Origin of the sequence: Phenylobacterium sp., from assembly GCF_030646615.1 — a bacterium.
GTDB lineage: Bacteria > Pseudomonadota > Alphaproteobacteria > Caulobacterales > Caulobacteraceae > Phenylobacterium.
The window spans coordinates 1-25,112 of the sequence record NZ_JAUSLG010000068.1 but is presented as its reverse complement, the minus strand read 5'-3'; the positions used below and the strand labels follow the sequence as shown (position 1 = coordinate 25,112).

Annotated in this window: 22 protein-coding genes and 1 tRNA gene; 11 read left to right on the top strand and 12 right to left on the bottom strand. The window is 68.3% G+C overall.

The features are described from left to right. Positions 1-618, top strand: a 618-nt coding sequence (locus tag Q7S93_RS11945; protein ID WP_304714127.1) for a lytic transglycosylase domain-containing protein, incomplete at its 5' end; no start/stop codon positions are given. Positions 619-635: 17 nt separating this feature from the next. Here Q7S93_RS11945 and Q7S93_RS11940 read toward each other — a convergent pair. Beyond that, the gene (locus Q7S93_RS11940; protein WP_304714126.1) at positions 636-1,271 is read right to left on the bottom strand and encodes a TetR/AcrR family transcriptional regulator; all 636 of its coding nucleotides are present in this window, start codon (positions 1,269-1,271) and stop codon (positions 636-638) included. A gap of 156 nt (positions 1,272-1,427) precedes the next feature. Between Q7S93_RS11940 and Q7S93_RS11935 the strand changes: the two genes are divergently transcribed. Both Q7S93_RS11935 and Q7S93_RS11930 read left to right on the top strand, forming a co-directional pair. Continuing rightward, positions 1,428-2,342 carry a class I SAM-dependent methyltransferase gene (locus tag Q7S93_RS11935; RefSeq protein ID WP_304714125.1) on the top strand — a complete coding sequence of 305 codons (915 nt, stop codon included), beginning with the start codon at positions 1,428-1,430 and terminating at the stop codon, positions 2,340-2,342. Then, positions 2,339-3,127 (top strand): TrmH family RNA methyltransferase, encoded by a 789-nt coding sequence (locus Q7S93_RS11930; protein ID WP_304714124.1) that lies wholly within the window; start codon positions 2,339-2,341, stop codon positions 3,125-3,127. Before Q7S93_RS11935 ends, Q7S93_RS11930 begins: the two co-directional genes overlap by 4 nt. Here Q7S93_RS11930 and hrpB read toward each other — a convergent pair. The 3 genes from hrpB to Q7S93_RS11915 form a co-directional block, all read right to left on the bottom strand. Then, on the bottom strand, positions 3,124-5,556 hold the full coding sequence (gene hrpB / locus Q7S93_RS11925; protein WP_304714128.1) for an ATP-dependent helicase HrpB: 2,433 nt from the start codon (positions 5,554-5,556) through the stop codon (positions 3,124-3,126). The two genes, Q7S93_RS11930 and hrpB, sit on opposite strands and share 4 nt — an antisense overlap. Before the next feature lie 32 nt (positions 5,557-5,588). After that, positions 5,589-7,025 (bottom strand): sodium-dependent transporter, encoded by a 1,437-nt coding sequence (locus tag Q7S93_RS11920; RefSeq protein ID WP_304714123.1) that lies wholly within the window; start codon positions 7,023-7,025, stop codon positions 5,589-5,591. A 144-nt stretch (positions 7,026-7,169) separates the two neighbouring features. After that, positions 7,170-8,648, bottom strand: coding sequence for an amino acid permease (locus Q7S93_RS11915; protein ID WP_304714122.1), 1,479 nt, complete (start codon positions 8,646-8,648; stop codon positions 7,170-7,172). Positions 8,649-8,800: 152 nt separating this feature from the next. Here Q7S93_RS11915 and Q7S93_RS11910 point away from each other — a divergent pair, with 152 nt between their 5' ends. The 4 genes from Q7S93_RS11910 to Q7S93_RS11895 all read left to right on the top strand — a co-directional run bounded on the left by Q7S93_RS11910 (position 8,801) and on the right by Q7S93_RS11895 (position 12,041). Then, positions 8,801-9,469 (top strand): MBL fold metallo-hydrolase, encoded by a 669-nt coding sequence (locus tag Q7S93_RS11910; RefSeq protein WP_304714121.1) that lies wholly within the window; start codon positions 8,801-8,803, stop codon positions 9,467-9,469. 57 nt (positions 9,470-9,526) lie between these two features. After that, positions 9,527-10,270 (top strand): response regulator, encoded by a 744-nt coding sequence (locus Q7S93_RS11905; RefSeq protein ID WP_304714120.1) that lies wholly within the window; start codon positions 9,527-9,529, stop codon positions 10,268-10,270. Next, complete coding sequence (locus tag Q7S93_RS11900) at positions 10,267-11,619, top strand: ATP-binding protein (protein WP_304714119.1); 1,353 nt, start codon at positions 10,267-10,269, stop codon at positions 11,617-11,619. The genes Q7S93_RS11905 and Q7S93_RS11900 overlap by 4 nt, the downstream gene beginning before the upstream one ends. A gap of 200 nt (positions 11,620-11,819) precedes the next feature. Then, on the top strand, positions 11,820-12,041 hold the full coding sequence (locus Q7S93_RS11895; RefSeq protein WP_304714118.1) for a general stress protein: 222 nt from the start codon (positions 11,820-11,822) through the stop codon (positions 12,039-12,041). A 145-nt stretch (positions 12,042-12,186) separates the two neighbouring features. Here Q7S93_RS11895 and egtB read toward each other — a convergent pair whose 3' ends face one another. Continuing rightward, positions 12,187-14,409, bottom strand: a complete 2,223-nt coding sequence (egtB, locus tag Q7S93_RS11890; RefSeq protein WP_304714117.1) for an ergothioneine biosynthesis protein EgtB — start codon at positions 14,407-14,409, stop codon at positions 12,187-12,189. Positions 14,410-14,638: 229 nt separating this feature from the next. Here egtB and Q7S93_RS11885 point away from each other — a divergent pair, with 229 nt between their 5' ends. Next, a complete protein-coding gene (locus tag Q7S93_RS11885; RefSeq protein WP_304714116.1) occupies positions 14,639-15,172 on the top strand; it encodes a sigma-70 family RNA polymerase sigma factor in 534 nt (177 codons plus the stop codon). Here Q7S93_RS11885 and Q7S93_RS11880 read toward each other — a convergent pair. Beyond that, a complete protein-coding gene (locus Q7S93_RS11880; protein ID WP_304714115.1) occupies positions 15,159-15,335 on the bottom strand; it encodes a hypothetical protein in 177 nt (58 codons plus the stop codon). The genes Q7S93_RS11885 and Q7S93_RS11880 overlap by 14 nt on opposite strands. A 116-nt stretch (positions 15,336-15,451) precedes the next feature. Here Q7S93_RS11880 and Q7S93_RS11875 point away from each other — a divergent pair, with 116 nt between their 5' ends. Further along, positions 15,452-15,688: a hypothetical protein gene (locus Q7S93_RS11875; protein WP_304714114.1), complete on the top strand. Its 237-nt coding sequence runs from the start codon at positions 15,452-15,454 to the stop codon at positions 15,686-15,688. Positions 15,689-15,738: 50 nt separating this feature from the next. Beyond that, on the top strand, positions 15,739-16,371 hold the full coding sequence (locus Q7S93_RS11870) for a DedA family protein (RefSeq protein WP_304714113.1): 633 nt from the start codon (positions 15,739-15,741) through the stop codon (positions 16,369-16,371). Here Q7S93_RS11870 and Q7S93_RS11865 read toward each other — a convergent pair. The 6 genes from Q7S93_RS11865 to Q7S93_RS11840 all read right to left on the bottom strand — a co-directional run bounded on the left by Q7S93_RS11865 (position 16,363) and on the right by Q7S93_RS11840 (position 23,688). Further along, positions 16,363-18,042, bottom strand: coding sequence for an ATP-binding protein (locus Q7S93_RS11865; RefSeq protein WP_304714112.1), 1,680 nt, complete (start codon positions 18,040-18,042; stop codon positions 16,363-16,365). The genes Q7S93_RS11870 and Q7S93_RS11865 overlap by 9 nt on opposite strands. Beyond that, positions 18,032-19,519, bottom strand: coding sequence for an ATPase domain-containing protein (locus Q7S93_RS11860; RefSeq protein WP_304714111.1), 1,488 nt, complete (start codon positions 19,517-19,519; stop codon positions 18,032-18,034). The genes Q7S93_RS11865 and Q7S93_RS11860 overlap by 11 nt, the downstream gene beginning before the upstream one ends. A 123-nt stretch (positions 19,520-19,642) precedes the next feature. After that, positions 19,643-21,268: an alpha-D-glucose phosphate-specific phosphoglucomutase gene (locus tag Q7S93_RS11855; RefSeq protein ID WP_304714110.1), complete on the bottom strand. Its 1,626-nt coding sequence runs from the start codon at positions 21,266-21,268 to the stop codon at positions 19,643-19,645. A gap of 603 nt (positions 21,269-21,871) precedes the next feature. Beyond that, complete coding sequence (locus Q7S93_RS11850) at positions 21,872-22,591, bottom strand: GIY-YIG nuclease family protein (protein WP_304714109.1); 720 nt, start codon at positions 22,589-22,591, stop codon at positions 21,872-21,874. A gap of 23 nt (positions 22,592-22,614) precedes the next feature. Continuing rightward, positions 22,615-23,025 carry a hypothetical protein gene (locus Q7S93_RS11845; RefSeq protein WP_304714108.1) on the bottom strand — a complete coding sequence of 137 codons (411 nt, stop codon included), beginning with the start codon at positions 23,023-23,025 and terminating at the stop codon, positions 22,615-22,617. Positions 23,026-23,598: 573 nt separating this feature from the next. Then, positions 23,599-23,688, bottom strand: a tRNA-Ser gene (locus Q7S93_RS11840). Positions 23,689-23,897: 209 nt separating this feature from the next. Here Q7S93_RS11840 and Q7S93_RS11835 point away from each other — a divergent pair. After that, positions 23,898-25,112: sugar transferase (locus tag Q7S93_RS11835; RefSeq protein ID WP_304714107.1), on the top strand; the 1,215-nt coding region annotated here is incomplete at its 3' end.

The window sequence follows — 25,112 nt, the reverse complement described above, 5'->3', positions numbered from 1 at the left end:
GACCAGACGGCCTCCATGCTGGTGGTGCGCGGCGCCGCCACCCTGGGCCACATCCTGCCCCTGCGCGGCTATCCCTATCGCTCCCCGCCGGAGGTGGGCAACGCGCCGGAAACCGCCCTGACCCTGGGCATCACCCGGCAGGAGAGCGGCTTTGATCCGCAGATCCGCTCACCGGCCGGGGCCCGGGGGATGATGCAGGTCATGCCCGCCACGGCCCAGATCGTGGCCCGCCAGATCGGCCTCTCCTATTCAGCCGGAATGCTGGATGAACCCGACTACAATATGCGGCTGGGTCAGACCTACATCGCCCAGATGCTGGGCCAGTTCAGCGGCTCCTATCCCCTGGCCATCGCGGCCTATAACGCCGGACCCGGGCGCCCATCCCAGTGGATCAGCTTCTGCGGCGATCCCCGCGGCGCCGGCACCGACCCCATCGACTTCGTGGAATGCATCCCGTTCTCCGAGACGCGCAACTATGTGATGCGGGTGATGGAAGGGGCTCAGGTCTATCGGGCGCGGGAGAATAACGGCACGGCCAGGATCACCCTCTCGCAGGATCTCGCTCGAGGCGGCTACGGCTATTCCACGGCCCGGGCGACGACCACCGGCGGCCAATAAGGACGAGGCCGCCAGCCCTAATCCACCGTGATACCGGCCAGCAGGCCCTCGATCGTCACATGGATCAGCTCATCCACCGGCTGCCAGGGGAAGTTGGGGCGCGAGATGCGCAGGGCGACGACCCCATGGCAGGCGGCCCAGAGCGCCTGGCTGGCGCTGTCGCCATCCCCAAGGCGCAGGCGGCCGTCGGCGGCGATCTCGCGAACCACGCCGCTGAAGGTGTCATAGCAGCTGGCCCCCAGTTCGGATGCGCCGTCGGCCCCCTGCGGCAGGGGGTGCGCGGCGGAGAAGACCAGCTGATAGGCGTTGGGATGCTCGAACCCCCAGCGCATATAGGCGTCCAGCATCATGCGGGTGCGGCTGACGGCGTCCAGGGGGCGTTGGGCGATCTGGTTGTTGCGGTCCAGAAGCTCCTGCATGGCCCCCTGGCAGATCTCCAGGAGGATGCAGGCCTTGTCCTGGAAGTGCATGTAGAGCGCGGTGGAGGACACCCCCACCTCGTCGGCGATCCGACGGATGGTCGCGCCCTCATAGCCCTCGGCCACGAAGATGCGCTCGGCCGCCTCGAGGATCTCGGCCCGCCGCAGATGGCCGTCACCCTTGGCCTTGCGCGCCGACCGGCGCCTTGTGGTGCTGACGCCTACCAAACCCAATTCCCCCTCAAACACAGCTGAACACCGGAAACCAATTTCCGCCATGTGACAACCCCGCGCCCGATTATCCAGGTTTTTCAGCCGCTCGACGCCATACCGGACCCTATAGGACTTCATCCCCTGGCGTCGTCGGCGGGTTTTTCGTAAGCGAAGCCCATGACTTCACCCCGCCCCACTGTCGCCGAGACCCCCGGCGTGATGCGCACCACCGGCTGGGCCGACTACGCCCTGCTGGATTCCGGGGACGGCAGGAAGCTGGAGCGCTACGGTCCCTACACCGTCGTGCGCCCCGAGCCCCAGTGCCTGTGGTCCCCGCGTCTCGACGCCGAAACCTGGGCCAGGGCCGATGCGGTCTTCGACCCCAGCGACGAGGAGGACGCCGGCCGCTGGCGCTTCCAGGGCAAGCTGCAGGAGTCCTGGCCCATGTCGTGGCGCCAGGCGAAGTTCAACGCCCGCTTCACCGCCTTCCGTCACCTGGCCTTCTTCCCGGAGCAGGCGGCCAACTGGGAATGGCTTGAGGCGCGCATCCGCAGCGACGCTCAAGCCGCGCCCGAGCCGCCCCGGGTGCTGAACCTGTTTGGCTATACGGGGGTGGCCAGCCTGGTCTGCGCCTCGGCCGGGGCGGCGGTGACCCATGTGGACGCCTCCAAGAAGGCCATCGCCTGGGCCCGCGAGAACGCCGAGCTGTCAGGCTTGGCCGACCGGCCCATCCGTTGGATCTGCGAGGACGCCCGCCGCTATGTGCAGCGCGAGGTCCGCCGGGGCTCGCGCTATGAGGGCATCATTCTGGATCCGCCGAAATACGGCCGCGGCCCCACCGGGGAGGTCTGGCGGCTGTTCGAGGATCTGCCGGAGCTTTCGGCCCTATGCGCCGAACTTCTCTCGGAAAACGCCTCCTTCCTTATACTGAACGCTTATGCGGCCAGGATCTCCGGTGCGGCCCTGGCGGGCCTGTTGTCGGAGCGCCTGGCGGATCGCGGCGGGACCATCGAATGGGGCGAGCTGGCCCTGTCGGAGCAGTCCGGCGAGCGGGAGATCGGCCTGTCCTTCTACGCCCGGTGGGCCGCGTGAGCGGGCGGACCGTCACCTCCCTGACCAATCCCACGGTCAAGGCCGTCCGCGCCCTGCACCAGCGCAAGACCCGGGACGAGACCGGCCTGTTCGTGGCCGAGGGCCTGAAGAACGTCACCGAGGGCGTCGAGACCGGCCACGCGCCGGAAATCCTGCTCTTTGGCCGCGAGGCCGCCGATCATCCCCTGCTGCGCGCCGCAGCCCAGGCGACCGACAAGGCCGGCGGCGAGGTCATCGAGGTGACCCAGGACATCCTCGCCAAGGTCTCCCGGCGGGACAATCCCCAGGCGGTGGTGGGCGTCTTCCGCCAGATCTTCGCCCCCCTCACCTCTTTTGAGCCGCGGACCGCCAAGGCCTGGGTCGCCCTGCATCGGGTGCGCGACCCGGGCAATCTGGGGACCATCATCCGCACCGCCGACGCCGCCGGCTGCGGCGCCGTCGTGCTGGTGGGGGAATGCTGCGATCCCTATTCGGTGGAGGCGGTGCGGGCCACCATGGGCTCGATCTTCGCCGTGCCCATCGCCCAGGCCACGGAAGGCGAGTTCGCCGCCTGGCGCCGCGACTGGCCAGGCTCGGTGGTCGGCACCCTGCTGAGCGCCGAGGTCGACCATCGCAGCGCCGACTATGTCCACCCGGCCCTGATCCTGATGGGCAACGAACAACAGGGCCTGCCGCCGGAAATGGCCGCCCTCTGCGACGTCAACGTCAAGATCCCCATGCGCGGCCGGGCCGACAGCCTGAACCTGTCGGTAGCCACGGGCGTGATGATCTACGCCGCCAGCTAGTTTCTGGGCTTGGTCCGGGTGGTCGGGTCGGCCACGGACGGGTCCTCCGGCCAGGGATGGCGCGGGTAGCGACCGCGCATGTCGGCCCGCACGTCCCGCCAGGAGCCCCGCCAGAATCCCGGCAGGTCCTGGGTCAGCTGGATAGGTCTGCGGGCCGGCGACAACAGGGCGAGCGTCAGCGGCCGGCCGGCCACCATCGGGTGCGCGTTCAGGCCAAACACCTCCTGCACGCGGATCTCCACCCGCGGGCCGCCCTCGGCCTCATAGTCGATCTGCGCCCGGTTGCCTGTAGGCGCGGTCCAGTGGGTGGGCAGCTCGGCCTCGACGCGCCGCTGGAGGTCCCAGGGAACGAGGCTGCGCAGGGCGCCGTCCAGCAGGTCGGGCGTCAGGTCGGCGAGCCCGCGAAGGCCGTGCAGCAGGGGCGTCAGCCAGTCGTCGAGCGCCGCCACCAGCGCCGGGTCCGACAGGTCCGGCCAGGTCTGCGCATCCTGCTGACGCAGGAAGCCTATGCGTTTGCGCAGGGCCATCGCCGCCGCGCCCCAGCGCAGGGCGCCCAGCCCCTCCCGCCGCAGGTGCGCGGCCAGGGCCTGGGCGACAACCTCAGCCGGCGGATTGTCATCCAGGCGTTCGTGCAGGGGAAGCCGGCCGAGCCGCGTAAGACGGCGCACGCGGATCCGGCCGCCGGGGCTTTCCTCGACCCGGTCCTCAGTCTCCAGAATGGCCGCGAAGGCCTCAAGGATCTCCTCGTGCGTCAGCGGGGCGGCCAGCAGGATGCGGTCGCGGCGATCCCCGCCGCCGAGCTCGGCCACCGCCAGCCAGGGCTCGCGGGCCAGGACGTCGCCCGGCTCGATGAAGGCCCCGCGGCCGGTGGCCAGCTGGAACTCGCCCAGCGGCCCGCGGGCCTTGGCCACCCGCTCGGGATAGGCGAGCGCCAGCATCTGCCCGTCGCTGAGCGGCGCCCCCTTCCCGGCCCTCGTTCCGCGCACCCAGCGGTCGGCCAGAGCGCGGGCGTCCCGGGCGCGGGGGGAGCCGTCGCGGTCGAAGGCCTCCAGGCGGTGGGTCAGATGGGCCTCGCGGCCGCCCAGGCTGCGCTCGGTGATCAGGGCGGCGATGCGCGCGGCCCTCAGGCCCTGGCCGTGCTCGGCGGCCCGCAGGACCATGTGCGCCAGCCGCGGCGGCAGGGGCATGTCGGCCAGGGCCTCGCCGTGCGGTGTCAGAACGCCGGCCTCATCGACCGCCTCCAGCCGGCGCAGCAGGGCCTGGGCCTCGGTCAGGGCGGCCCGCGGCGGCGGGTCGAGAAAGGCCAGGTCATCGGCCGACCTCGCCCCCCAGCGGGCCATGTCCAGGGCCAGGCCCGACAGGTCGGCGTCGAGAATCTCCGGATCGGCGAAGGCCGGCAGGGCGCGGGTCTCGGCTTCGTCCCACAGGCGGTAGCAGACACCCGGCGCCGTCCGGCCCGCCCGTCCGCGCCGCTGGTCGGCGGCGGCCCGGCTGACCCGCACCGTGGCCAGGCGGGTCAGGCCGCTGGCCGGATCGAACCGCGGCACGCGGGCCTGGCCCGCATCGATCACCACCCGCACATCCTCGAGCGTCAGGCTGGTTTCGGCGATGGAGGTGGCCAGCACCACCTTGCGCAGTCCAGGCGGAGGCGCCGCCACGGCCCGGTCCTGGGCCTTGGGGTCCAGGGCGCCATAGAGCGGCGCGACCAGGACGTCATCCCGCCGAAGCCGCTCGTTCAAGCGCTGGGCGGTGCGCAGGATCTCCCCCTGCCCGGGCAGGAAGACCAGGACCCCGCCGGTCTCCTCGGCCAGGGCGCGCTCGATGGCCCGCACCACGGCGTCCTCCAGGCGCAGGGGTTCGTGGCGGCCGAGATAGCGGGTCTCCACGGGGAAGGCGCGGCCCAGGCTCTCGATCACCGGGGCGCCGGCCATCAGCCGGGCCACAGCCGCCCCGTCCAGGGTGGCCGACATGACCAGCAGGCGCAGGTCGTCCCGCAGCAGGCCCTGCGCGTCCAGCGCGAGCGCCAGGCCGAGATCGGCGTCCAGGCTGCGTTCGTGAAACTCGTCGAAGATCACGCAAGCCACCCCCGACAGGCCGGGGTCACCCAGGATCATCCGGGTGAAGACCCCCTCGGTGACCACCTCGATCCGGGTTCGGGCCGAGACCTTGGACTGCATCCGCACGCGAAAGCCGACGCTCTCGCCCACCGCCTCGCCCAGGGTGGCGGCCATCCGCTCGGCCGCGGCCCGGGCGGCCAGGCGGCGGGGCTCAAGCATGATGATCCGCCCGCCGCCCAGCCAGGGCGCGTCCAGCAGGGACAGCGGCGTGACCGTCGTCTTGCCGGCGCCGGGCGGGGCGACCAGCACGGCGCGGGTTCCTGCCGCCAGGGCGTCGTTCACCGCGCCGAGGACGTCATGGATCGGCAGCATAGCGCTCACAGGAATAGCCGCCCCGGGTTGGCTCAGCTGATCAGCTGGGGGAAGAGGCCAAACAGCAGGATGAGGAACACCGCGATCGGGCACAGCCAGGCGATCAGGAAACGCCACACCGGAAGCAATGGACCGCCGGCCAGGCCCGTCTCGCCGTCCACCAGCTTACGATCGGCGATCCAGCCGACGAAGACGGCCGTGATCAGCCCCGAGAGCGGCAGCAGGATCTTGCCCGTCACCCCGTCAAAGGCGTCGAACCAGTTGGCGTTCTCGAAGCCCGGCAGGAAGGCCAGCGGCCGGTGATCGGCCCAGACATTGAAGGACAGCACCGAGACCATGCCGATCAGGAAGAGGCTGGCGCCCAGCAGGCTGGCCACCACCGCCCGGCTGATCTTGAACCGCTCGACGAAATAGGCGGTGGAGATCTCCAGCAGGGATACCGAGGAGGTCAGGGCGGCGAACAGCACCAGGACGAAGAAGGCCAGCCCCACCAGGGCGCCGGCCGGCATGCTGTGGAAGGCGGCCGGCAGGGTCTGGAACATCAGGGTGGGGCCGGCGTCCGGCGTCAGGCCGACGCTGAACACGATGGGGAAGATGGCCAGGCCCGCGATGATGGCGACCCCGGTATCGGCCGCCGAGATGATCCCCGAGGTCTGGCCGAGATTGGTGTCGCGGGAGGCGTAGGCGCCATAGGCCACCATGGCCCCGCCCCCGAGGCTCAAGGAGAAGAAGGCCTGGCCCAGGGCCGAGTTGAGCACCTGGGGCTGCAGAGCGCGCTCGAAGTCCGGGGTGAACAGGAAGGCCACGGCCGCCGTGAAGTCACCGCTGATCCCGGCATAGATGGTGATGGCCACCAGCAGCACGAAGAAGGTTGGCATCAGCCAGGTGGCCGCCACCTCAATGCCGCCCTTCACCCCGCGGGCCACCACGAAGGTCGTCGCCGCGGCGAACACGAAGTGGGTCAGGGTCATCTGCAGCGGACTGGCGAACAGGGCGGGCATCTGGCCCCGCACCTCCTCGACGCTCAGGTGGGAATAGGCGCCCGCAAAGGGCTGGCCGGCCATGATGGTGCGGACCACGTCGGCGCCCGAGGTTCCGATGTAATACAGCACCCAGCCGGCGACGACGCTGTAGAAGGTCAGGATCACATAGTTGGCGATCATGCCGATCACCGCCAGGCCCGCCCAGGCTGGGCTGGCGTTGGACTGCCTGGCCATCAGGGTTGCGCTGGCCACAGTCGATCTCTGGCCATGGCGGCCGATCAGGGTTTCGGCCAGCAGCAGGGGCGCGCCGATCAGGGCGACGCACAGGATGTAGATCAGGACGAAGGCCCCGCCGCCGTTGACCCCGGCTTCGGACGGAAAGCGCCAGAGATTGCCCAGACCAACGGCGGAGCCTACGGCGGCCAGGACAAAGGCCGCCTTGGACGACCAGTGGGGCTGACCTGCAGCAGCGGCGTTGGCGACCATGGAAATTTCCCGCAGCGAGGCACGTCCAGGGGGACGCCGAAACCGCGACCTTGGCCAGCGTCGGACGAACAATCAAGCAGGCGGCGGTCAGGACCGCCCGGGCCAGGGCGCGCGCATCCCCAGCCCGGCGCTGTCCCCTTGGGGCTATTCCGCCGCGCCGAGGGTCCTCTCGTGATAGCGCGAGTGCCAGTAGGCGTAGCCGAAATAGACCACGATCCCGATGGCCAGCCACACCACCAGGCGCACGAAGGTGGCCGCCGGCAGGCTGGAGATCAGGTAGAGGCAGGCCAGCATGCCGCCCGGCGCCACCAGCCACACCAGAGGGGTCTTGAAGGCCCGCGGCAGGTCTGGCCGCGAGATCCGCAGATACATCACCGCGCCGCAGATCATGGAGAAGGCCAGCAGGGTGCCCACCGAGACGAGTTCGCCCAGGAGGCCGATGGGAAACAGGCCGGCCATCAGGCCTGCGAACACCGCCGTCAGCGCCGTGCCGGCCCACGGCGTGCGCCGCTTGGGATGCACCTTGGAGAAGATCGGCGGCAGCAGGCCATCCCGGGACATGGCGTAGAAGATCCGCGACTGGCCATAGAGCAGCGCCATGATTGTGGAGGCCAGCCCCACCGTGGCGCCGACGGTCACCACGGGCTTCAGCCAGGCCAGCTGTGGGCCGACATTGTCCACCGCCACATAGACCGGAGCCGGCACATTCAGCATCGTGTAGGGGGCAAGACCGGTGATCACCAGGCTCATCAGGATGTAGAGCACCGTGCAGATGGCCAGGGAGGCCAGGATGCCGATGGGCAGGGTCCGCTGGGGGTTCTTGGTCTCCTGGGCGGCCGTCGAGATGGTCTCGAAACCGATATAGGCGAAGAAGATCACCCCGGCTGCGGCGAAGATCCCGCCCAACCCATACTTGGACGCCCCGGTGATCGGGTCCGTGGTCTCGTCCGGGATGAAGGGCTGCCAGTTGGCCGGGTTCACATAGAGGAACCCAAACACGATCACGAGGAGCACCACCGAGACCTTCAGCAGGACGATGGCGTTGTTGAACACGGCCGATTCCGTGATTCCGGCGATCAGCACCGCGGCGGTGATCGCAATGATGGCCATGGCCGGGACATTGAGGATGGCGCCGGTGGCCACCAGCTGGTGGGCGTTGTTGACCAGATAGGGCGCCTGACTCCAGGCCGCGGGTATGATCAGGCCGAAGTCAGCCATCATGCCGACGAAATAGCCGGACCAGCCGACGGCCACCGTGGCGCCTGCGAACAGGTATTCGACGATCAGGTCCCAGGCGATGATCCAAGCGAAGAACTCGCCCACGGTGGCATAGGCGTAGGTATAGGCCGACCCCGCCACCGGAATGGTCGAGGCCAGCTCCGCATAGCAGAGCGCCGCCAGGGCGCAGACGAGCCCGGCGACGATGAAAGAGATGGTGATGGCCGGCCCCGCATGGGCCTCCGCCGCCTGGCCGGTCAGAACGAAAATGCCCGCCCCGATGACCGAACCGATGCCGAGCGCGGTCAGGCTGACCGGACCCAGGCTGCGTTTGAGCGTATGCTCGCCCTGTTCCGCCGCCTGCGCCAGAAGCACTTCGATCGGCTTCTTTGCGAAAATCTTCATCGCAAGTCTCGTCCCCACGGGCGCAGCACAGCGCCGCCCGAATGGCCGAACCCATGCACGCCCCGTCGAGTCCGGCAATCGCGCTTGAGAGAAGGCCTTTTCGCGCCGGCGTGAAACGGGGACAATGCTGCGAAAAGCGGAGGTCCACGCCCTTGAACACATCGGAACCGCCCATTCGCGCCCTGATCGCGCCGGTGACGCCCCTGGCGCAGAACTGCACCATTGTCTGGTGCTCCAGGACGAAGAAGGCGGCGATCATCGATCCCGGCGGCGAGGTCCCTCGCCTACTCCAGGCGCTGAAGGACCATGACCTGACCCTGGAGAAGATCTGGATCACCCATGGCCACCTGGACCATGCCGGCGGAACCGCCGCCCTGAAGGCCGCCACCGGCGTCCCCATCGAAGGCCCCCACCGGGACGACGCCTTCTGGATCGACCAGATGGACGCAGACGGCGCCCGCTGGGGCATGCCGGAAGCGCGATCCTTCACCCCTGATCGGTGGCTGGAGGACGGCGACATCGTGCAGCTGGGTGAGACCGAGTTCGAGGTCTATCACTGTCCGGGCCACACGCCGGGCCATGTGGTCTTCTTCCATCGCCAGGCGCGCTTCGCCCAGGTCGGCGACGTGCTCTTTCAGGGCTCCATTGGCCGCACCGACTTTCCCCGCGGCAATCATCAGGACCTGATCGAGGCCATCACCGGCAAGCTCTGGCCGCTGGGCGAGGACGTGCGCTTCGTCTGCGGTCACGGGCCGATGTCGAGCTTCGGGGCCGAGCGGCGGACCAATCCCTTCGTCGCCGACGACATGCTGGCGCGCTGATATCCCGCACCCGCCTTTTACAGGCGTGAAATCTGACGGTTACCCCGGAGGGCGAAAATGGCTCGCATGCAGACGCCGCTCACCGACGCCCCCGGCCCCACCGCCCGGATTCTGATGGTCGACGACGATCCCGGAATCCGCGACGTGGTGTCCGATTTCCTTGGCCGCCACGGCTATTCGGTGACCACGGCCGGCGACGCCCGCGAGATGGAGCAGGCCCTGGAGCGCGAGCCGGTGGACCTGATCGTCCTCGACGTCATGCTGCCCGGTGAAGATGGCCTGGCCATCTGCCGCCGCCTGGCGGTGGGCGAGGCGCCGCCGATCATCATGCTGTCAGCCATGGGCGAGGACACCGACCGCATCGTCGGTCTGGAGCTCGGCGCCGACGACTATCTCTCCAAGCCCTGTAACCCCCGCGAACTGCTGGCCCGCATCCGCGCCATCCTGCGTCGGGCCGAGCAGCGCGGATCGGGCGATGATCTGGGGGCCGCCTGCGAGTTCGCCGGCTGGCGACTCGATCTCGTCCGCCGCGAGCTGCGGTCGCCGCAGGGGGTGGTGGTCAACCTGTCCAGCGGGGAGTTCTCCCTGCTGCGCGCCTTTGTCGAGCGCCCCCAGCGGGTGCTGACCCGCGACCAGCTTCTGGACTTCGCGCGCGGCCCCACCTCCGACGCCTTCGACCGCGCCATCGACGTGCAGATCAGCCGCCTGCGCCGCAAGCTCGACGACGGCGGCGGCCACGACCTGATCCGGACCATCCGCAATGAAGGCTATATGTTCACCCCCAAGGTGAAGCGCCCATGAGCCGAGCCCGGGACGGCCGGCCGACCGCGTCCCTGTTTGTCCAGGTGCTGATGCTGGTGGGGGTCAGCCTGATCACCGCCCAGGCGATCAGCGTCTTCCTGCTGTTCAACCTGCCCCCGCCGGTGCCGGACTTCTACCGCTTCTCTGAAATCGCCGAGGCCTTGCGGGGCCGGCCCGGAGACCTGATCGAGCGCCGGGACCTGCAGCATCAGCTCGCCGACGCCCCGCCAGAGGGCGAGTCCACGGCCGAGAGCATGATGTGGGCCCGGGACAAGCTGGCCGAGGACCTCGGCGTGGCGCCGAGCGCCATCGTCATCGCCAAGACCTATCGGCTGCCGATCTCCGACCGTCGGGTGTTTCGCATCGTCCGCGACCGCATGGAGCGCGAGGGCGGCGAAGGCCTGGAGGACCGGTTCCTGGTGGCGCCCTTCGAGATCGCCATGCAGCGTCCCGATGGCCGCTGGGCCGTGGTGCGCCCGGAGCGCGGCCTGGGCCTGAACGTCTGGCAGAAGCGGGTCATGCTGTGGTTCCTGCTCTCGGCCCTGGTGATGGCGCCGATCGCCTGGATGTTCGCCAGGCGCCTGTCGCAGCCCTTCCGCCTGTTCGCCGAGGCGGCCGAGCGCCTGGGACGCGACCCCGAGGCGCCGCCCCTGACGATCCGGGGCTCCGCGGAGATCGCCGTGGCCACCGGGGCCTTCAACCAGATGCAGGATCGTCTGCGCCGCTATGTGCAGGACCGCACCGCCATGGTCGGCGCCATCGCCCATGACCTCCGCACCCCCCTCACCCGCCTGCGCTTCCGGATCGAGAACGCGCCGGAAGACCAGCGGGCCAAGATGGCGTCGGACATCGATCAGATGGAGGCCATGGTCGCCGCCACCCTGGGCTTCGTGCGCGACGCGACCCGCCCCGGCCAGCGCACCAAGCTGGAGCTGGCTTCCCTGGTGGAGAGCGTCTGCGACGAAATGGCTGAAACCGGCGCCGCCATCGAGGTCGAGCGCGCCGAAAAGGTAGTGATCGAGGGTGACCCCGTAGCCCTGCGCCGGCTGGTCACCAACCTGGTGGAGAACGCCGTCAAGTTCGGTGATCGGGCCAGGGCCCGGGTGATCACCGCCGACCGGGCGGTCATCATCGAGATCGATGATGAGGGGCCCGGCATCCCTGAGGCCGAGATCGAGCGGGTGTTCGAACCCTTCTATCGCCGCGAGCCCTCCCGCAGCCGCGGCACCGGCGGCATCGGCCTGGGGCTGGCCGTGGTCCGCTCCATCGCCCGCAGCCACGGGGGCGATGTGACCATGGTCAACCGCCCCGGAGGCGGTCTGACGGCCCGGGTGACCCTCCCGGGTTGAGCCGGGCCGCGTGGTGGTTACCTAAGGGCAACCTTCAGCCCACGACCGCTCCGTGGCCGCGATGCCTCTGTAAAAATTCCGGGATTCGCCGACGCAACCCCAGGCGCGATTCGCGGGTTGCTAGAGCGGAGCCTTACGCGACCCTCCGGAGCCGGAGCGTCGGGCGAGAGTTCCGACGCCGCCTGCAAGGAGTGACCCTGATGAGCATAGCCGACCAAAATCCCCCCCGCGCCCGTCGTGGCTTCGCCGCCATGAACCCCGAGCGCCGTCGTGAAATCGCGCGCAAAGGCGGCGCCAGCGTGCCCGGCGAGAAGCGCAGCTTCGCAAAGGACCGTGATCTGGCCGCCTCGGCCGGCCGCAAGGGCGGCGAAGCATCCCGCGGCGGCGGTCGTCGCGATTCCGACGAAACTCCGGAATCCTAAGCGCTGCCAGGTTCAGGCTCTGCGCCTGAACCGCCCAGCCCAGGCTGAAATAGCTCGAAGCGCGCCAGAGGTGATTGGGGCCACTCGCCTCCGGCGCGTTTCGAGCGGCCAGGTTTCAGGCGCCCCCGGTTTCAGGCGCCCCCCTTCAGGCGCTCAGCAGGAAAATCCCAAACGCCGGCGCCGGGCTGATCCAGCGCCGTTCCATCTTCCAGCCCGCCTTGCCCGCCAGTGCCTCAAGCCGCTCTGGCGTGAATTTGTGTGAGTTCTCGGTGTGGATGGTCTCCCCGGCTGCGAAGTCGAACCGACGGCCGGCGACCCGCACGCTTTGGGCTTGATCCGACACCAGATGCATCTCGATGCGCGACTGTTCGGCGTTCCACAGGGCGCGGTGCGAGAAGGCCGAGAGATCGAAATCGGCGGCTAGCTCCCGGTTCATCCGCGCCAGCAGGTTCAGATTGAACGCCGCCGTGACGCCTTGGGCGTCGTCATAGGCGGCGACGAGCACGTCTTCGTCCTTGACCAGATCAGCCCCCACCAGGAAGCGCGCGCCGTCACCCAGCAGGTGGCGGGCATTGGCCAGGAACTCCACCGCCTCCTCGGGCGTCAGGTTGCCGATGGTCGAGCCGGGGAAGAAGCCCACGGCCGGGCGCCCCTGCGTCTGCGCCGGCAGGTCCAGGGCCGTGGTGAAGTCGTCGGCCAGGGGTGCGACCGCCAGATCCGGATAGTCGGCCGAAAGACTGGCCACGGCCTCGTCCAGGGCGCTGGGGCTGATATCGATGGGGGTATAGACCGCCACCTGCGGCGCGTGGTCGAGGATCTGCCGGGTCTTCAGGCTGGCGCCGCTGCCAAACTCCACCAGAACGGCGCCAGGCGGGATGAAGGCGGACATTTCCGCCGCGGCGTCCCTGAGCAGGGCCAGTTCGGTGCGCGTGGGATAGTATTCCGGCAGGCCGCAGATGTCCTCGAACAGGCGCGAGCCCTCGGCGTCGTAGAAATACTTGGGCGACATCGCCTTTTGCGGACGCGACAGGCCCGACAGGGCGTCCGCCTCGAAGGCGCTGCGGCGGCGGGGTTTGGGCGCGGCGCCGTCCTTGGCGAGCCGCAGGCCAGAGAACATCCACCGCTGATGCGGGTGGAAGAAGTTGCGATAGGTGGTCCGAACATGTCCGGCTGGCGTCACGCAGGCGCCGCCGCGCAGCACCATCTGGCCGCTCATGAACTTGCCATTGTACTCGCCGACCGCCCCTTCGGCGGGGGAGAAACCCGGATAGGGGCCATAGGCGCTGCGGGTCCATTCCCACAGGTCGCCGAACATCTGGCGCAGGCCAGACCCGCCGGCCGCCATCGGCGCCGGACAGGCGCGGTCCAGGAAGTTGCCGCGGCGGGAAAGCTGGCTGGCGGCGTGCTCCCACTCTGCCTCGGTGGGCAGCCGCGCCCCGGCCCAGGTCGCGAAGGCGTCAGCCTCGAAATAGCTGAGATGGGCCACCGGCATGTGGGGATCGACGGGGCGCAGACCCTGCAGGCCCATGGCGCTCCAGCCGGTCCCCGCCTCGGCCTCCTGCCAATAGAAGGGCGCACGCCAGCCCTCGGCCTGGACGCGAGCCCAGCCGTCCGAGAGCCAGAGCTCCGGCCGCCCATAGCCGCCATCGGCCATGAAGCTCATCCACTCCCCATTGGTCACCAGGCGGTCGGCCAGGCTGTAGGGCGCCAGATAGGTCTTGTGCCGGGGACCTTCATTGTCGAAGGCGAAGCCCTTTCCGTCGTGGCCGATCTCGACCAGCCCGCCCTCGAAGCCCTGAAAGCTCACAGGGCCAGGATCTGCGGCCAGGCCCGTGACGGGGCTGCGGCCATAGGCGGGCTTCAAAGGCGACTGGGCGAAGAGGTGCAGGATATCCATCAGGATCAGTTCCTGATGCTGCTCTTCATGGGCCAGGCCCAGATCGAACAGGTCTTCAAATCCCGATGCCCCAGAGAGCAGCAGGCGGGTCATCGCCTCGTCCACATGGGCGCGATAGGCCATGACCCGCTCCTGCGAAGGGCGGGTCAGCAGCCCCCGCTGAGGCCGAGGCTGACGCGGGCCAAGCGCCTCGTAATAGGAGTTGAAGAGGAAGCCGAACCGCTCGTCGAAGACCCGGTAGGCCGGCAGGTTGGGCGCCAGCAGGAAGGTCTCGAAGAACCAGGTCGTATGGGCCAGATGCCATTTGGTCGGACTGGCGTCCGGCATGGACTGGGCCAGCTGGTCCTCGGGCGACAGGTCACGGACCAGATGTTCGCTCCGCGCCCGGGCGGCGAGATACCGCTCGAGCCGCGCCTGGGCCGGCGCGTCCTGGGCGGCGAAGGTCATGGTTGCGTCGTCCGAAGGCGCCATTCCACCCCTCCCCATCCTGGTTCCGCAGGCCTGTCGGCCGCGCGACCTTCGCCGGTGCGAAGGTTCAGGGATGAACGCTGATCAGGCGCCCCCTGTTCCTTAAGGTTGGTCCTCAGCCCCGCCGGCGCAACCCGGAACGGAAGAGTCTTGGCCACGTTGGTGCTTTGCGACCGATCAGACCCCCATCCAATCGGCCCAAGGAGCAGGTGTGACGAGCGATGGCTCCCAAATGACGCGCGACCGGTGGCGGGACGCTGTGGTGGCGATGATCCCAGCCTTGCGGGCCTTTGGCTGGTCGCTCACCCACAATGGCTCTGACGCCGACGATCTGGTGCAGGACACCCTGATCAAGGCCTGGTCCAATCGCGACAAGTTCGAGCCAGGGACCAATCTCCGCGCCTGGCTGTTCACCATCCTGCGCAACACCTACTACACCCAGATCGCCCGGCGGCGGCGAGAGGTGCGCGACGAGGATGGCGACTACGCCAAGCAGTTGAAGACACCCCCGAGTCAGGACTGGAGCGTCGCCATGCAGGACCTCCAGGCCGCGCTGGCCCAATTGCCGGACGAGCACCGTGAAGCCCTGATCCTGGTGGGCGCCGCAGGGCTCAGCTACGAGGAGGCCGCCGAAATCTGCGGCTGCGCCATCGGCACGATCAAGAGCCGGGTAAACCGGGCCCGCCATAGGCTGATCAAGATCATGGACGACAGCGAGGCTTCAGAGCCTGCGCCGGAGGCCTCGGATGCGGTCACCCCCCGGTAGCGGCTCGCGGGGCGGCGGGCGGCGCGGTGCTCTCGGCGTCGCCATCCAACTGATCGACCACTGAGAGGATCCGGTCGGGCACGGGCTGAGATTGAATCGTCTGGAACATGTCTGACAGCTGTTGTGTCAGCTCATCCTTCGACGGGCGCCGGTCAGCCGACATGTCGAGACTCCTAACAAGAGACCGATCGATTTTACCGCCAGGAAGCTTAACGCGGCCTCTCTGACGGAACGAGTCGGAGACCGCAGGGGTTGAACCGAACCACCCAAGGAGACCCCATGGTCGACCATCCCAAGCCGCCCGCCTCCTCCACCGAGCGCACCAGCGATGAGCCCGGCAAGACCCGCCCCGGCGCCCAGGCCTTTGGTATCGGCGCCGAAGAGGCGCGGCCGGCGCCCAGCGGCATTGTCGATGAGCACAAGGCCTATGTGAAAAAGCTCGGCCACCCCACCGCGCCCGACACCGACCTTGGGGAGCCGGCCGAAGACATGCCTGACCCTGTGGAAAAGCCCTGACCTAGACATGTTCCGGGAACCGTCGCCGCATCGACGGCCTTAACTGCGGCATGTTCCAAGCTGACGCCGCAGGCGGCTTCGTAGGCGGCCTGACGTCGCTGCTGCGAGACAATCCCGAGCAGGCCGGACTGGTGATCGGCGTGCTGGTCTTTGCCGAAAGCCTGGCCTTCGTCGGCTTCTTCGTGCCGTCCACGCCCATCCTGCTGGCCATCGGCGCCATGCTGGGCGCCGGCGTCCTGCAGCCTGGCCCCTTGTTGCTCTACGCCATCGTCGGCGCCGTCGCCGGCGACGCCGTGTCCTATGAACTCGGTCGCTGGATGGGGCCGTCGGCCCTTCGCCATCGCATGCTCAAGCGCCGCCGCCGCGCTGTGGCCCGGGCGCGCCTGTTCATCCGCAAGGCCGGCATGCTGACCATGGTGCTCGGCCGGTTCACCGGCCCCATCCGGTCGCTGGTGCCCCTGGCCGCCGGCATGCTGAAGATGCCCCGCCTGCGCTTCCAGATCGCCAACCTGGTGGGCGCCATCCTCTGGATCCCCGTGATGCTGGCGCCCGGCTACCTGACCGCTCAGGGTCTCGGCCTCCTGCCCGACGGGATGCTGGAGCCCGCCCTTGCGGGCCTGGCCGCGGTGGCGATCCTCCTGCTGGTCTGGAAATGGCGCAGAGGTCGATCGGCGTCAGGCTGACACCCCCACCATTTCATTGATCTTGGCGGCGAGTTCTTCCAGCCGGAACGGCTTGGCCACCATCGACATCTTCGCGCCGAGGAAGTCGGCTCGGATCGTGGCGTTCTCCGCATAGCCGGTGATGAACAGGATCGGCAGGTGTGGCCGATGGGCCCGCGCGATCTCGGCCAGTTCCCGCCCATTCATGCCCGGCAAGCCGACGTCGGAGATCAGAAGATCGAAGGGCATGGGCGAGGCCAGGATCGGGATGGCCGCATGGGGTTCGGCCGCCTCGACGGGGAAATAGCCAAGCTCTTCCAGCACCTCGCGGACCAGCAGGCGAACGGCGGGGTCGTCCTCGACGACCAGCACCCGTTGCCCGTCCCCATGCGGGGCAGCGTCTGCGCTCGGCGCCTCGGCCGCCACCTCGTCGTCCGTGGCGGGCAGGAGAAGTTCGACCGTCGTGCCGTCGCCCGGATGGCTGTCGATACGGACGTGTCCCCCGCTTTGCCGGGCGAATCCATAGACCATCGAGAGCCCGAGCCCCGTCCCCTGCCCCAGCGGCTTGGTGGTGAAGAAGGGATCGAAGACCTTGTCCACGAGGTCAGGGGCCATGCCGACGCCGCTATCGGACACCGAGATCATCACATAGGCCCCCGGCGCCACTCCCGGCCGCTGGGCGGCGGCGGCCTCATCGAGCTGGACGGCGCAGGTCTCGATCGTCATTTCGCCCCCGTCGGGCATGGCGTCGCGGGCGTTGATCGCCAGGTTCAGCAGGGCGCTTTCCAGCTGATTGACGTCAACGATGGCCCGCGGAAGGTCCGGGTCGAGGGCGAACCGAAGGCTGACACGCTCGTCCACCGAGCCCCGGATCAGGTCGTTGAGCGAGGCCGCCAGGCTGTTGATGTCGGTGGGCCTGGGATCGAGGGACTGACGCCGGGAGAAGGCGAGCAGGCGCTGGGTGAGCGCCGCGGCGCGGCTGGCCGAGGCCTGCGCCGCGTCCATGAACCTGTCGAGGTCTTCCAGACGGTTCGAGGCGATCCGCCGCCGCATGATGTCGAGGGAGCCGATGACCCCGGTGAGCATGTTGTTGAAGTCGTGGGCGATGCCGCCCGTCAACTGGCCCACCGCCTCCATCTTCTGGCTTTGACGCAGGGCGGCCTCGGCATGGGCCCGCTGCGCCACCTCCGCCTCCAATTCGGCGGTCCGCTCTTGGACCTTGAGTTCCAGCGCCTCATGGCTCTGCGCCAGCAGGGCCATCTGGTCCCGCAGGGCGAACTGCCGCCGCCGACTGCGAAGGGCCACATCGACCGCGCTTAACAGGGAGCGCGCGCCCAGGGGACGCTCGAGCAGGATTGCATTGGTGATGTCGGCGAGCAGCCGCCCGCCCTGGCCCTCGGCAGGGAGACGGGCGCTGTTTCGCCGCGAGGTCAGAATGAGGACCGGCACGTCTGACCACGCTGGCTGATTGGCCAGGGCCGCGGCCAGGACGGTCGATGCGACCACGCCCTCTTCAGTGGCCAGAATCGCCCCTGCGCCCTGATCAAGCTCGCCCACGAGCCTGTCCAGATCGCCGAACACCCAGGCGGTAAAGCCGGCGCCCCGCAGGAGGCCGGCGATGGTCTCGCCATCGCGACCAAAGGGCGCGCAGACGAGGATCGGATTCTGCCCGACGTCTTCGCTAGGACTCAACGACCCGCGGCTCCATCAAGGGATTGGGCTCGCCGGCATATTCAGGCGTCCCGGTCATGACACCTCTGAAATTGGTGAGGGGCTGTCCGATCCGAATACCGCCGCTGTCGATACGCAGTTCCCGAATGGTGTCCTCGTGCGCGCCGCCGCGATTCTTGATGACGGAGATCGCCTTGCGGACCCGGCCCTCGGCTTCGAAGAAGCGGATCAGGATCACAGCGTCGGCGACATAGGAGATGTTCAGCAAGCCCGTCGCCATGCTGCCGACAAGCCCGGATTGAGGATTGATCAGGAAGGTCACCAGCCCCTGCTGGTTCAGATAGGACAGCAGCTCATGCACCTGCAGGATCAGCTGCTGTTCCTGGGGCATGGCCGCCACATAGCCGCTGAGGCTGTCGATGACGACGATGCGCACCGACCTTTCCGTCACCTCGCGACGGATCATCCAGGCGAACTGCCCCGGTGAGACCTCGGCGGGATCGATCTGGGAGATGGTCAGGGCGCCGCTGTCGATATGCTTCTGCAGATCGATGCCCATGGCGGCGGCGCGGACCAGAAGGGTGCCGATGCGCTCGTCGAACTGGAACAGGGCCGCGCTCTCACCCCGCTCGCAGGCGGCATGGACATATTGCAGGGTGAGCGTGGTCTTGCCTGCGCCGGCCGGCCCGCTCACCAGGGTGGTGGTGCCCCGCAGCGGGCCGCCGGCCAGCAGCCGGTCCAACTCGGGCACGCCGCTCGGGGTCGGCTCTCCCGCGAAGGGCGCGTGGTGTTCGGCCGCGATCAGGCGTGGATAGACCTCCAGGCCGCCCTGCTGGATGGTGAAATCATGGAAACCGGCGACGAAATTGACCCCCCGCAGCTTCTGCACCTGCAGTCGCCGCCGCGCCGCGCCGAACTCCAGGGTCAGCCGCTCCAGGGTGATGACACCATGGCAGAGGCTATGCAGGTGGGCGTCGCGCTGCCCGTGCTCGCCGGTCAGGTCATCCACCAGGACGACGGTGATGTTCCGGCCGGCGAAGAACTGCTTCAGCGCCAGGACCTGCCGGCGGTAGCGCAGGGGATCCTGCGCCAGCAGGCGCATCTCCGAGAGGCTGTCGAAGACGATGCGGGTCGGCTGAACCTCATCGACCTTCTCTTGGATCAGACGGACCGTGCCGCCCAGCTCCAGCTCCCAGGAATGCAGCACCGACTGCTCCCGCCCCTCGCCCAGCACCTCATTGGCCGAGGCGAGTTCGAAGAGGTCGATCCCGTCCAGGCTCCAGCCGTGCGACTCTGCGACCGCCTGGAGCTCTTCGGAGGTTTCCGACAGGGTCACATAGAGGACGCGCTCCCCCTCGCCGACGCCCTCGAGGAGGTAGCGCAGGGCCAGGGTGGTCTTTCCCGACCCCGGGGCGCCTTCCAGGAGATAGACCCGGTTTGGCGGCAATCCGCCCCGCAGGATGTTGTCCAGCCCCAGGCTGCCGGTGGAAATACGCACCGGCTTCGCCGGCCTAGCCTCAGTCATATGGCCCTCTCAAGAACCGGTTCGTGGCGCCCGTTTGGTTTGAGCGCTGCCGTAGGGCTCCAACGCCCGAACGTGGCCATAGGCTCCTGAAAGGTCCTAGGTTCGGTGAAGGGCGGCGCTTTGAGCCAGAAGGTCTGGATCGACGCCGCCGAGCACCGCCTGCGCCACGGTCTCCAGGCCGAGCGTCGTCTGGCTGGCCGGCATGGATGGCGGCGCGTCCAACTGGTCGAGATAGACCCGCAGGGTCGCCCCTTGCGTGCCGGTGCCGGAAAGGCGGAACACCACCCGTCCCCCGTCGGACAGGAACAGACGCACGCCCTGGCCCTCCGACCGAGCCCCCGTCACCGGGTCCTCATAGGCGAAGTCATCCGCCCCCTCGACGAGCCGGCCGGCCACCGTCGTCCCGCCCAGGCCCGCAAGCTTCCGACGCAGGGCTGCGATCGCGTCAGCCGCCCGGTCGCTGGGCAGCCCTTCCCAATCCAGTCGCTGGGTCGCCACGCGGCCAAACCGCGCCCAGTGCCGGGTCACCACCTCTTCCACCGAAAGGCCCCGCGCGGCGAGGATGTTGAGCCAGTAGAGGACGGCCCAGAGGCCATCCTTTTCACGGACATGGTCCGATCCCGCCCCTGCGCTCTCCTCGCCGCACAGGGTGATGCGTCCGGAATCCAGCAGGGCGCCGAAGTACTTCCACCCCGTGGGGGTTTCGTAGCAGGGAAGTCCCATGGCCGCCGCAACGGCGTCCACCGCCCGGCTCGTCGGCATGGACCGCGCGACCCCGGCGATACGCCCCCGGTAGCCCGGCACATGCTCGGCATTGGCCAGCAGGATGGCCAGGCTGTCGCTGGCGCTCACCGGGAAAGCCGGGCCCATGACCAGGTGGCGATCGCCGTCGCCGTCGGAAGCCGCGCCGACCGCCGGCGCATCCCCGGCGTTCATCCGGGCCGCCAGGGCCTGGGCGTTGGCGAGGCTCGGGTCGGGATGGCCGCCGCCGAAGTCCGGCAACGGCGCGCCCCGCAGGATCGCGCTTTCCGGCGCGCCCAGGCGCCGACAGAAGATCTCGGTGGCGTAGGGCCCCGTCACCGCATGCATCGCGTCGAACAGCAGGCCGCCGGCCGGCGCCCGAAGAAACTGGGCGATGCGATCGAAATCGAACAGCCGCTCCATCAGATCCGCATAGTCGGCGGCGGGATCGAACACCTCCACCGCCAGGGGGCCGAGCTGCTGGGCGCCCAGCTGCGTCAGGTCGAGGCTTTCGCCGTCGAGGATCCTGTATTCGGTGATCTGGCGGGTCCGCGCGAAGATGGCCTCGGTCACGTCTTCGGGCGCCGGCGCTCCGTTGGGGCCGTTGAACTTGACGCCGAAGTCGCCGTCCGGTCCGCCCGGATTATGGCTCGCTGACAGGACGATCCCGCCCCAGGCCCCGCGGCTGCGGATCAGATGCGACACCGCGGGCGTCGACAACAGCCCGCCCTGGCCCACCACCGCGCGCTTGGCGCCATTGGCGGCGGCGATGCGCAGGATCTCCTGGGCCGCCGGCTCGGTGAAGAAGCGCCCGTCTCCGCCCAGGACGATCTCGCCGTCGATGGGGCAGGTGTCGAACACAGCCTGGATGAAGGTCGCGAGGTAATGCGGCGTCTGAAACTGACGGGTGGATTTGCGCAGGCCCGACGTGCCGGGACGCTGGTCGTCAAAAGGGCCGGCCGGCACGACACGAACGCTCATGCGCCGATGTCCATGCGGCCAAAGAATGGGTGGGGCGGCGCTGAACGCATGTATTTCCCTTAGATGCCGACGGCGCAGGGCTGGCGGATTTTCAAGGCCAGGTCTCCCGCGCCGGGGGACAGCGCGTCCCCAGAATGTGTGGGCGAAAGCGCAGCAAACGGCGGCGGCGATCCCCAGACAGTGGGCGAGGCTAAGCTCGCCCGCAAGGCGATATTGGCCCATATCCGATAGGGTCTTCACCGGCGCCAGGCATTTGAGACTCGGGGCGCAAGACGGCGCGCCAAAGGCTCGGCCGCCGAGGGCCAGGCACTGATCTCATCTGCGGGAAGGGTGGCGGTGACGGAGGGAGCACTTTCGTTCAAAATCAATAGGTTACGAGATAGAACAGTGGGTGTGCCAGACGACGCAATCGCCGGTGTGCCTGAACTGGAACATTCGGCACCCCCTCTGAAACCTTTACACCATAGGGCCCAGAGCCGTGACCAGCGGGGTGCGAGAAGGGGTGCCGACGTTGCGCACTGACAAGCCGCATAGGGGCTGGATATTAGGAGGGATACTCGACGTCCTATTTGCCCTCGCCTATCAGGCTGATGGGGCTGTGACTCACTGAAACTTGCGCCGTTTGAACGCTAGCACGTCTTCGGGCGCCAGCCTGAACCACTCACCATTGGCCCGCTTCGCAGCGAAGCGCCTATGCCAGTAAGCTTCAAGGCCGGGCGGGTCATCAGTGGCGATGACATGCACCAGTGTTGCCGCTTCGGGCAGAGCTATGCGGATTTCCTTCACCCGCCGCTCAAGCTCATCGCTGCGGCCAATCTTATAGTGGGGGCCAGACTGAATGAGATAGACGGAGCCGTCCGGCCTCTTGGCTGCGCCAGCGGAAAGCTTGCGCGCCAGGGGCGGCGTGGCTGGCAACATCGCCGCTATATCAGCGCACGTCTCATCGCCAGCCGCCCGCCTCGCGAGCGCGGCCACTAGCTCGCCTTGTGTTCCGAAGTGTCGGCGGATTGCTTGGTCACTCGGGACCGTCGCGTCTTGGCTGCGATAGAGCTGAAGCTCAGAGCGGGTAGGAAAACGGCCATAGTGGCGACAGGCCGCTATAACGCCGCTTAGAACCTCATCGCTGTCTAATCTCCCTCTCCACTTGTTAGGCTCAAAGCCCGCCTCAGTGAGAGCGTCACCCCACCGTGCCCAAAACTTGCCGCGCCACTGGTGCATGGCAATGCCCGTCTCACGAGCGAAGAGGATTTGCCCCGGCACCTGCCCGCCATCGAGCGCAGCCAGCCGCCTTATCTCGCTGATGATGTGATCGCGGATGCTCAACGGTGGGTGCCCTTAGTCTCAGCTTACCGCCAGCTTGGGCCAAAGAGGATCAGCCCAAGGTCCTCCTCGGTCGGCACGCCAGCAACAGCCTTCACGTCCTCACGCATTGCCACAACTAGCTTAGTCACCAGCGGCATGTTTTTTGCGGCCACTGCACCGCCGCGCTCAAAGTCACCTAGAAGGTGGATTACCCGGGGCGAGCCATAGACACATACTCGCGTCTTGGCGTCAGTGAGTTGAGCCAGCACTTCCTTAGATCGCCCACTAGCTGCAATTGCCGAGAAAGCCCTCAGGTAGTCTGAGTACGCCGTGGCCTTGCTCAGCTCCACTTGGCGGCGGATGTCTAGGGAGCGGCCAAATGCATATTGGAGCCCAGCACCCACCAACACGCCTACAAGCGGCAACACCGCCGTCAAGATCGCCTGCATAGCCATCGCGCCCCGTTCACTGCGCCAGCGTAGCACGCCGCAGCGAGCCCGCCAGACAGCCCCTGCCGCGCCGCTCCCGGTTGCGCTGTGTTCGCCGCGCCGCCTACAGGGCGAGAGATGGCGGCGCAGCTAGGCGCGCCATCCCGTCCCCTCTGTTTCTCGGTGCGCCAAGATCACTCGGCGCAGGCGACGGCGCCGAGAGCGGTGATACCCTCGCCTCAGGAGGCGGAATGATTCGCAAGTCGGCTGGCTTCACGTGCTTTATCTGCGAGGGCGATGGGCAGCACAGCCTTGGCGTCTTCAACGGCAAGCACATAGACGCCTACCGCACGACTGTATGCGCTGACTGCTACCGGGCCAATGAGACTGGCTGGGCTCCGCACCATGTCCCTAAGATCATGGCCCACCTCCAGAATGAGGGCTTGCCGGTGCCCGCTCGCAAGCCAGGAGGGTGGCTTCCACTCGATCCGAACTAAAGTCCCGCCAGCCTTTATCTCCCCCCACCTAAAAGCGGCGTGGGGCAGGCGACAGGGCCGACGCCCAAAAAGGGCGAACTCCTCAATTAAATCAATGGAAGGGTGGCGGTGACGGAGGGATTCGAACCCTCGATACCCTTTCAGGTATGACGATTTAGCAAACCGTTGCCTTCAGCCACTCGGCCACGTCACCATTGATTTGAACCGGGTTGTCTCCCGGCCTTCGCTCAGGCCCCAGCCTTAGGCTGCGATCTCGAAGGACGGTCTCCATAGCCGAAACCCGGGGGCGGGGGCAACGGCTCAAAGTTCCGCCGGGCGAAAGAGCCGCGTAGGCGCGGGGTTAACCTGTCGATCAGGGGCGGCGCCCCATACTGGGCGGGAATTCACTGACCCGCGTACAGAATGTCCAACCTGGTTCGTCTCCCTCAGGCTTTCCACAGAGCCCCCCGCCCCTCGCCGGCCGACCATGCGCCCGAAACTGAGGCTGAGACCCAGTTCGCCCTGGGCCTGGAGCATGGCCTGGAAGGCGCCCTGCCCCCGGCCGAGTCGGCGCCGATTCAGGATCGACGCGGCCCGATGCGTCCCGACCGGCTGAGCCCCACCCGCCGGCGCCTGCAGGGCCAGGCCTATGCCTGGGCGTTCCAGGCGATGGATGGCCTCTATCTGCTGATCACCGGCCTCGTGGCCTTTGCGATCGGGCCGGGACCGGCCGGCGTCTATGCGGCGCCCGCCCTGGCGGTGATGATCGCGCTGAGCCTGTTCGAGACCTACGGCTTCCGAAGCCGCCAGGGGCTGGCCTACCATCTGGCCCAGACCTCCGTCGCCGCCGCCCTCGGGGTCCTGACCGCCGTCGCTCTGCTGTCGGCCTTCCTGCCCCTGGGGGCGGTGGTGACGGCCCTGGGCCCCTGGACCTTCGCCGCCTTCCTCGGGGTGTATGGCCTGCACGGGATCTGGTGGATGATGGTCCGCCGCTGGCGGGCCGATGGCCGACTGACCCCCAATGTCGTCGTGGTGGGCGCCACGCCGGCGGCCGAGCGGCTGATCGGCGAGGCGATCCGGTCGGGCGAGATCAACATCCTGGGGATCTTCGACGACCGCCTGGCCCGGGTCCCCAGCGCCCTGCGCGGCGTGCCGGTTCTCGGCGACACCCAGGCCCTGCTCGACCATCGCATCATGCCCTATGTGGACCGGGTGATCGTCGCCGTGCCCACCGGCGCCCGTGATCGGGTGCGCCAGGTGATCGCCGCCCTGCGCCCCCTGCCCAACGAAATCAGCCTGCTGCTGGAGGACGAGATCGCGCCGGTGGACGCGGTCGCCCTGCGTCAGACCAACACCATCAGCGACCTGCCCCTGGCTCGCATCTCGGGGCCTCCGGGCCATCTGGGGCGGGCGATCACCAAGCGCATGCTGGACCTTGTGATCGGCGTCACCGCCCTGGTGCTGGCCCTGCCGATCATGGCGCTGATCGCCCTGGCCGTCCGCCTCGACAGCCCCGGCCCCATCCTGTTCCGCCAGCGTCGCCAGGGCTTCAACAACGAAGAGATCGTCGTCTGGAAGTTCAGGTCCATGCGGCATGACGTGGCCGACGCCCATGCGCGCCGCCAGGTCCAGGCCGAT

What these genes read in the sequence shown, in the direction of transcription:
- Q7S93_RS11935 (WP_304714125.1), top strand. Translation starts at nt 1,428, where the DNA reads ATGACTTCACCCCGCCCCACTGTCGCCGAGACCCCCGGCGTGATGCGC.
- hrpB (WP_304714128.1), bottom strand. Translation starts at nt 5,556, where the DNA reads ATGCTGCCGATCCATGACGTCCTCGGCGCGGTGAACGACGCCCTGGCG.
- Q7S93_RS11920 (WP_304714123.1), bottom strand. Translation starts at nt 7,025, where the DNA reads ATGGTCGCCAACGCCGCTGCTGCAGGTCAGCCCCACTGGTCGTCCAAG.
- Q7S93_RS11915 (WP_304714122.1), bottom strand. Translation starts at nt 8,648, where the DNA reads ATGAAGATTTTCGCAAAGAAGCCGATCGAAGTGCTTCTGGCGCAGGCG.
- Q7S93_RS11905 (WP_304714120.1), top strand. Translation starts at nt 9,527, where the DNA reads ATGGCTCGCATGCAGACGCCGCTCACCGACGCCCCCGGCCCCACCGCC.
- Q7S93_RS11900 (WP_304714119.1), top strand. Translation starts at nt 10,267, where the DNA reads ATGAGCCGAGCCCGGGACGGCCGGCCGACCGCGTCCCTGTTTGTCCAG.
- Q7S93_RS11895 (WP_304714118.1), top strand. Translation starts at nt 11,820, where the DNA reads ATGAGCATAGCCGACCAAAATCCCCCCCGCGCCCGTCGTGGCTTCGCC.
- egtB (WP_304714117.1), bottom strand. Translation starts at nt 14,409, where the DNA reads ATGGCGCCTTCGGACGACGCAACCATGACCTTCGCCGCCCAGGACGCG.
- Q7S93_RS11885 (WP_304714116.1), top strand. Translation starts at nt 14,639, where the DNA reads ATGACGCGCGACCGGTGGCGGGACGCTGTGGTGGCGATGATCCCAGCC.
- Q7S93_RS11880 (WP_304714115.1), bottom strand. Translation starts at nt 15,335, where the DNA reads ATGTCGGCTGACCGGCGCCCGTCGAAGGATGAGCTGACACAACAGCTG.
- Q7S93_RS11875 (WP_304714114.1), top strand. Translation starts at nt 15,452, where the DNA reads ATGGTCGACCATCCCAAGCCGCCCGCCTCCTCCACCGAGCGCACCAGC.
- Q7S93_RS11870 (WP_304714113.1), top strand. Translation starts at nt 15,739, where the DNA reads ATGTTCCAAGCTGACGCCGCAGGCGGCTTCGTAGGCGGCCTGACGTCG.
- Q7S93_RS11855 (WP_304714110.1), bottom strand. Translation starts at nt 21,268, where the DNA reads ATGAGCGTTCGTGTCGTGCCGGCCGGCCCTTTTGACGACCAGCGTCCC.
- Q7S93_RS11845 (WP_304714108.1), bottom strand. Translation starts at nt 23,025, where the DNA reads ATGGCTATGCAGGCGATCTTGACGGCGGTGTTGCCGCTTGTAGGCGTG.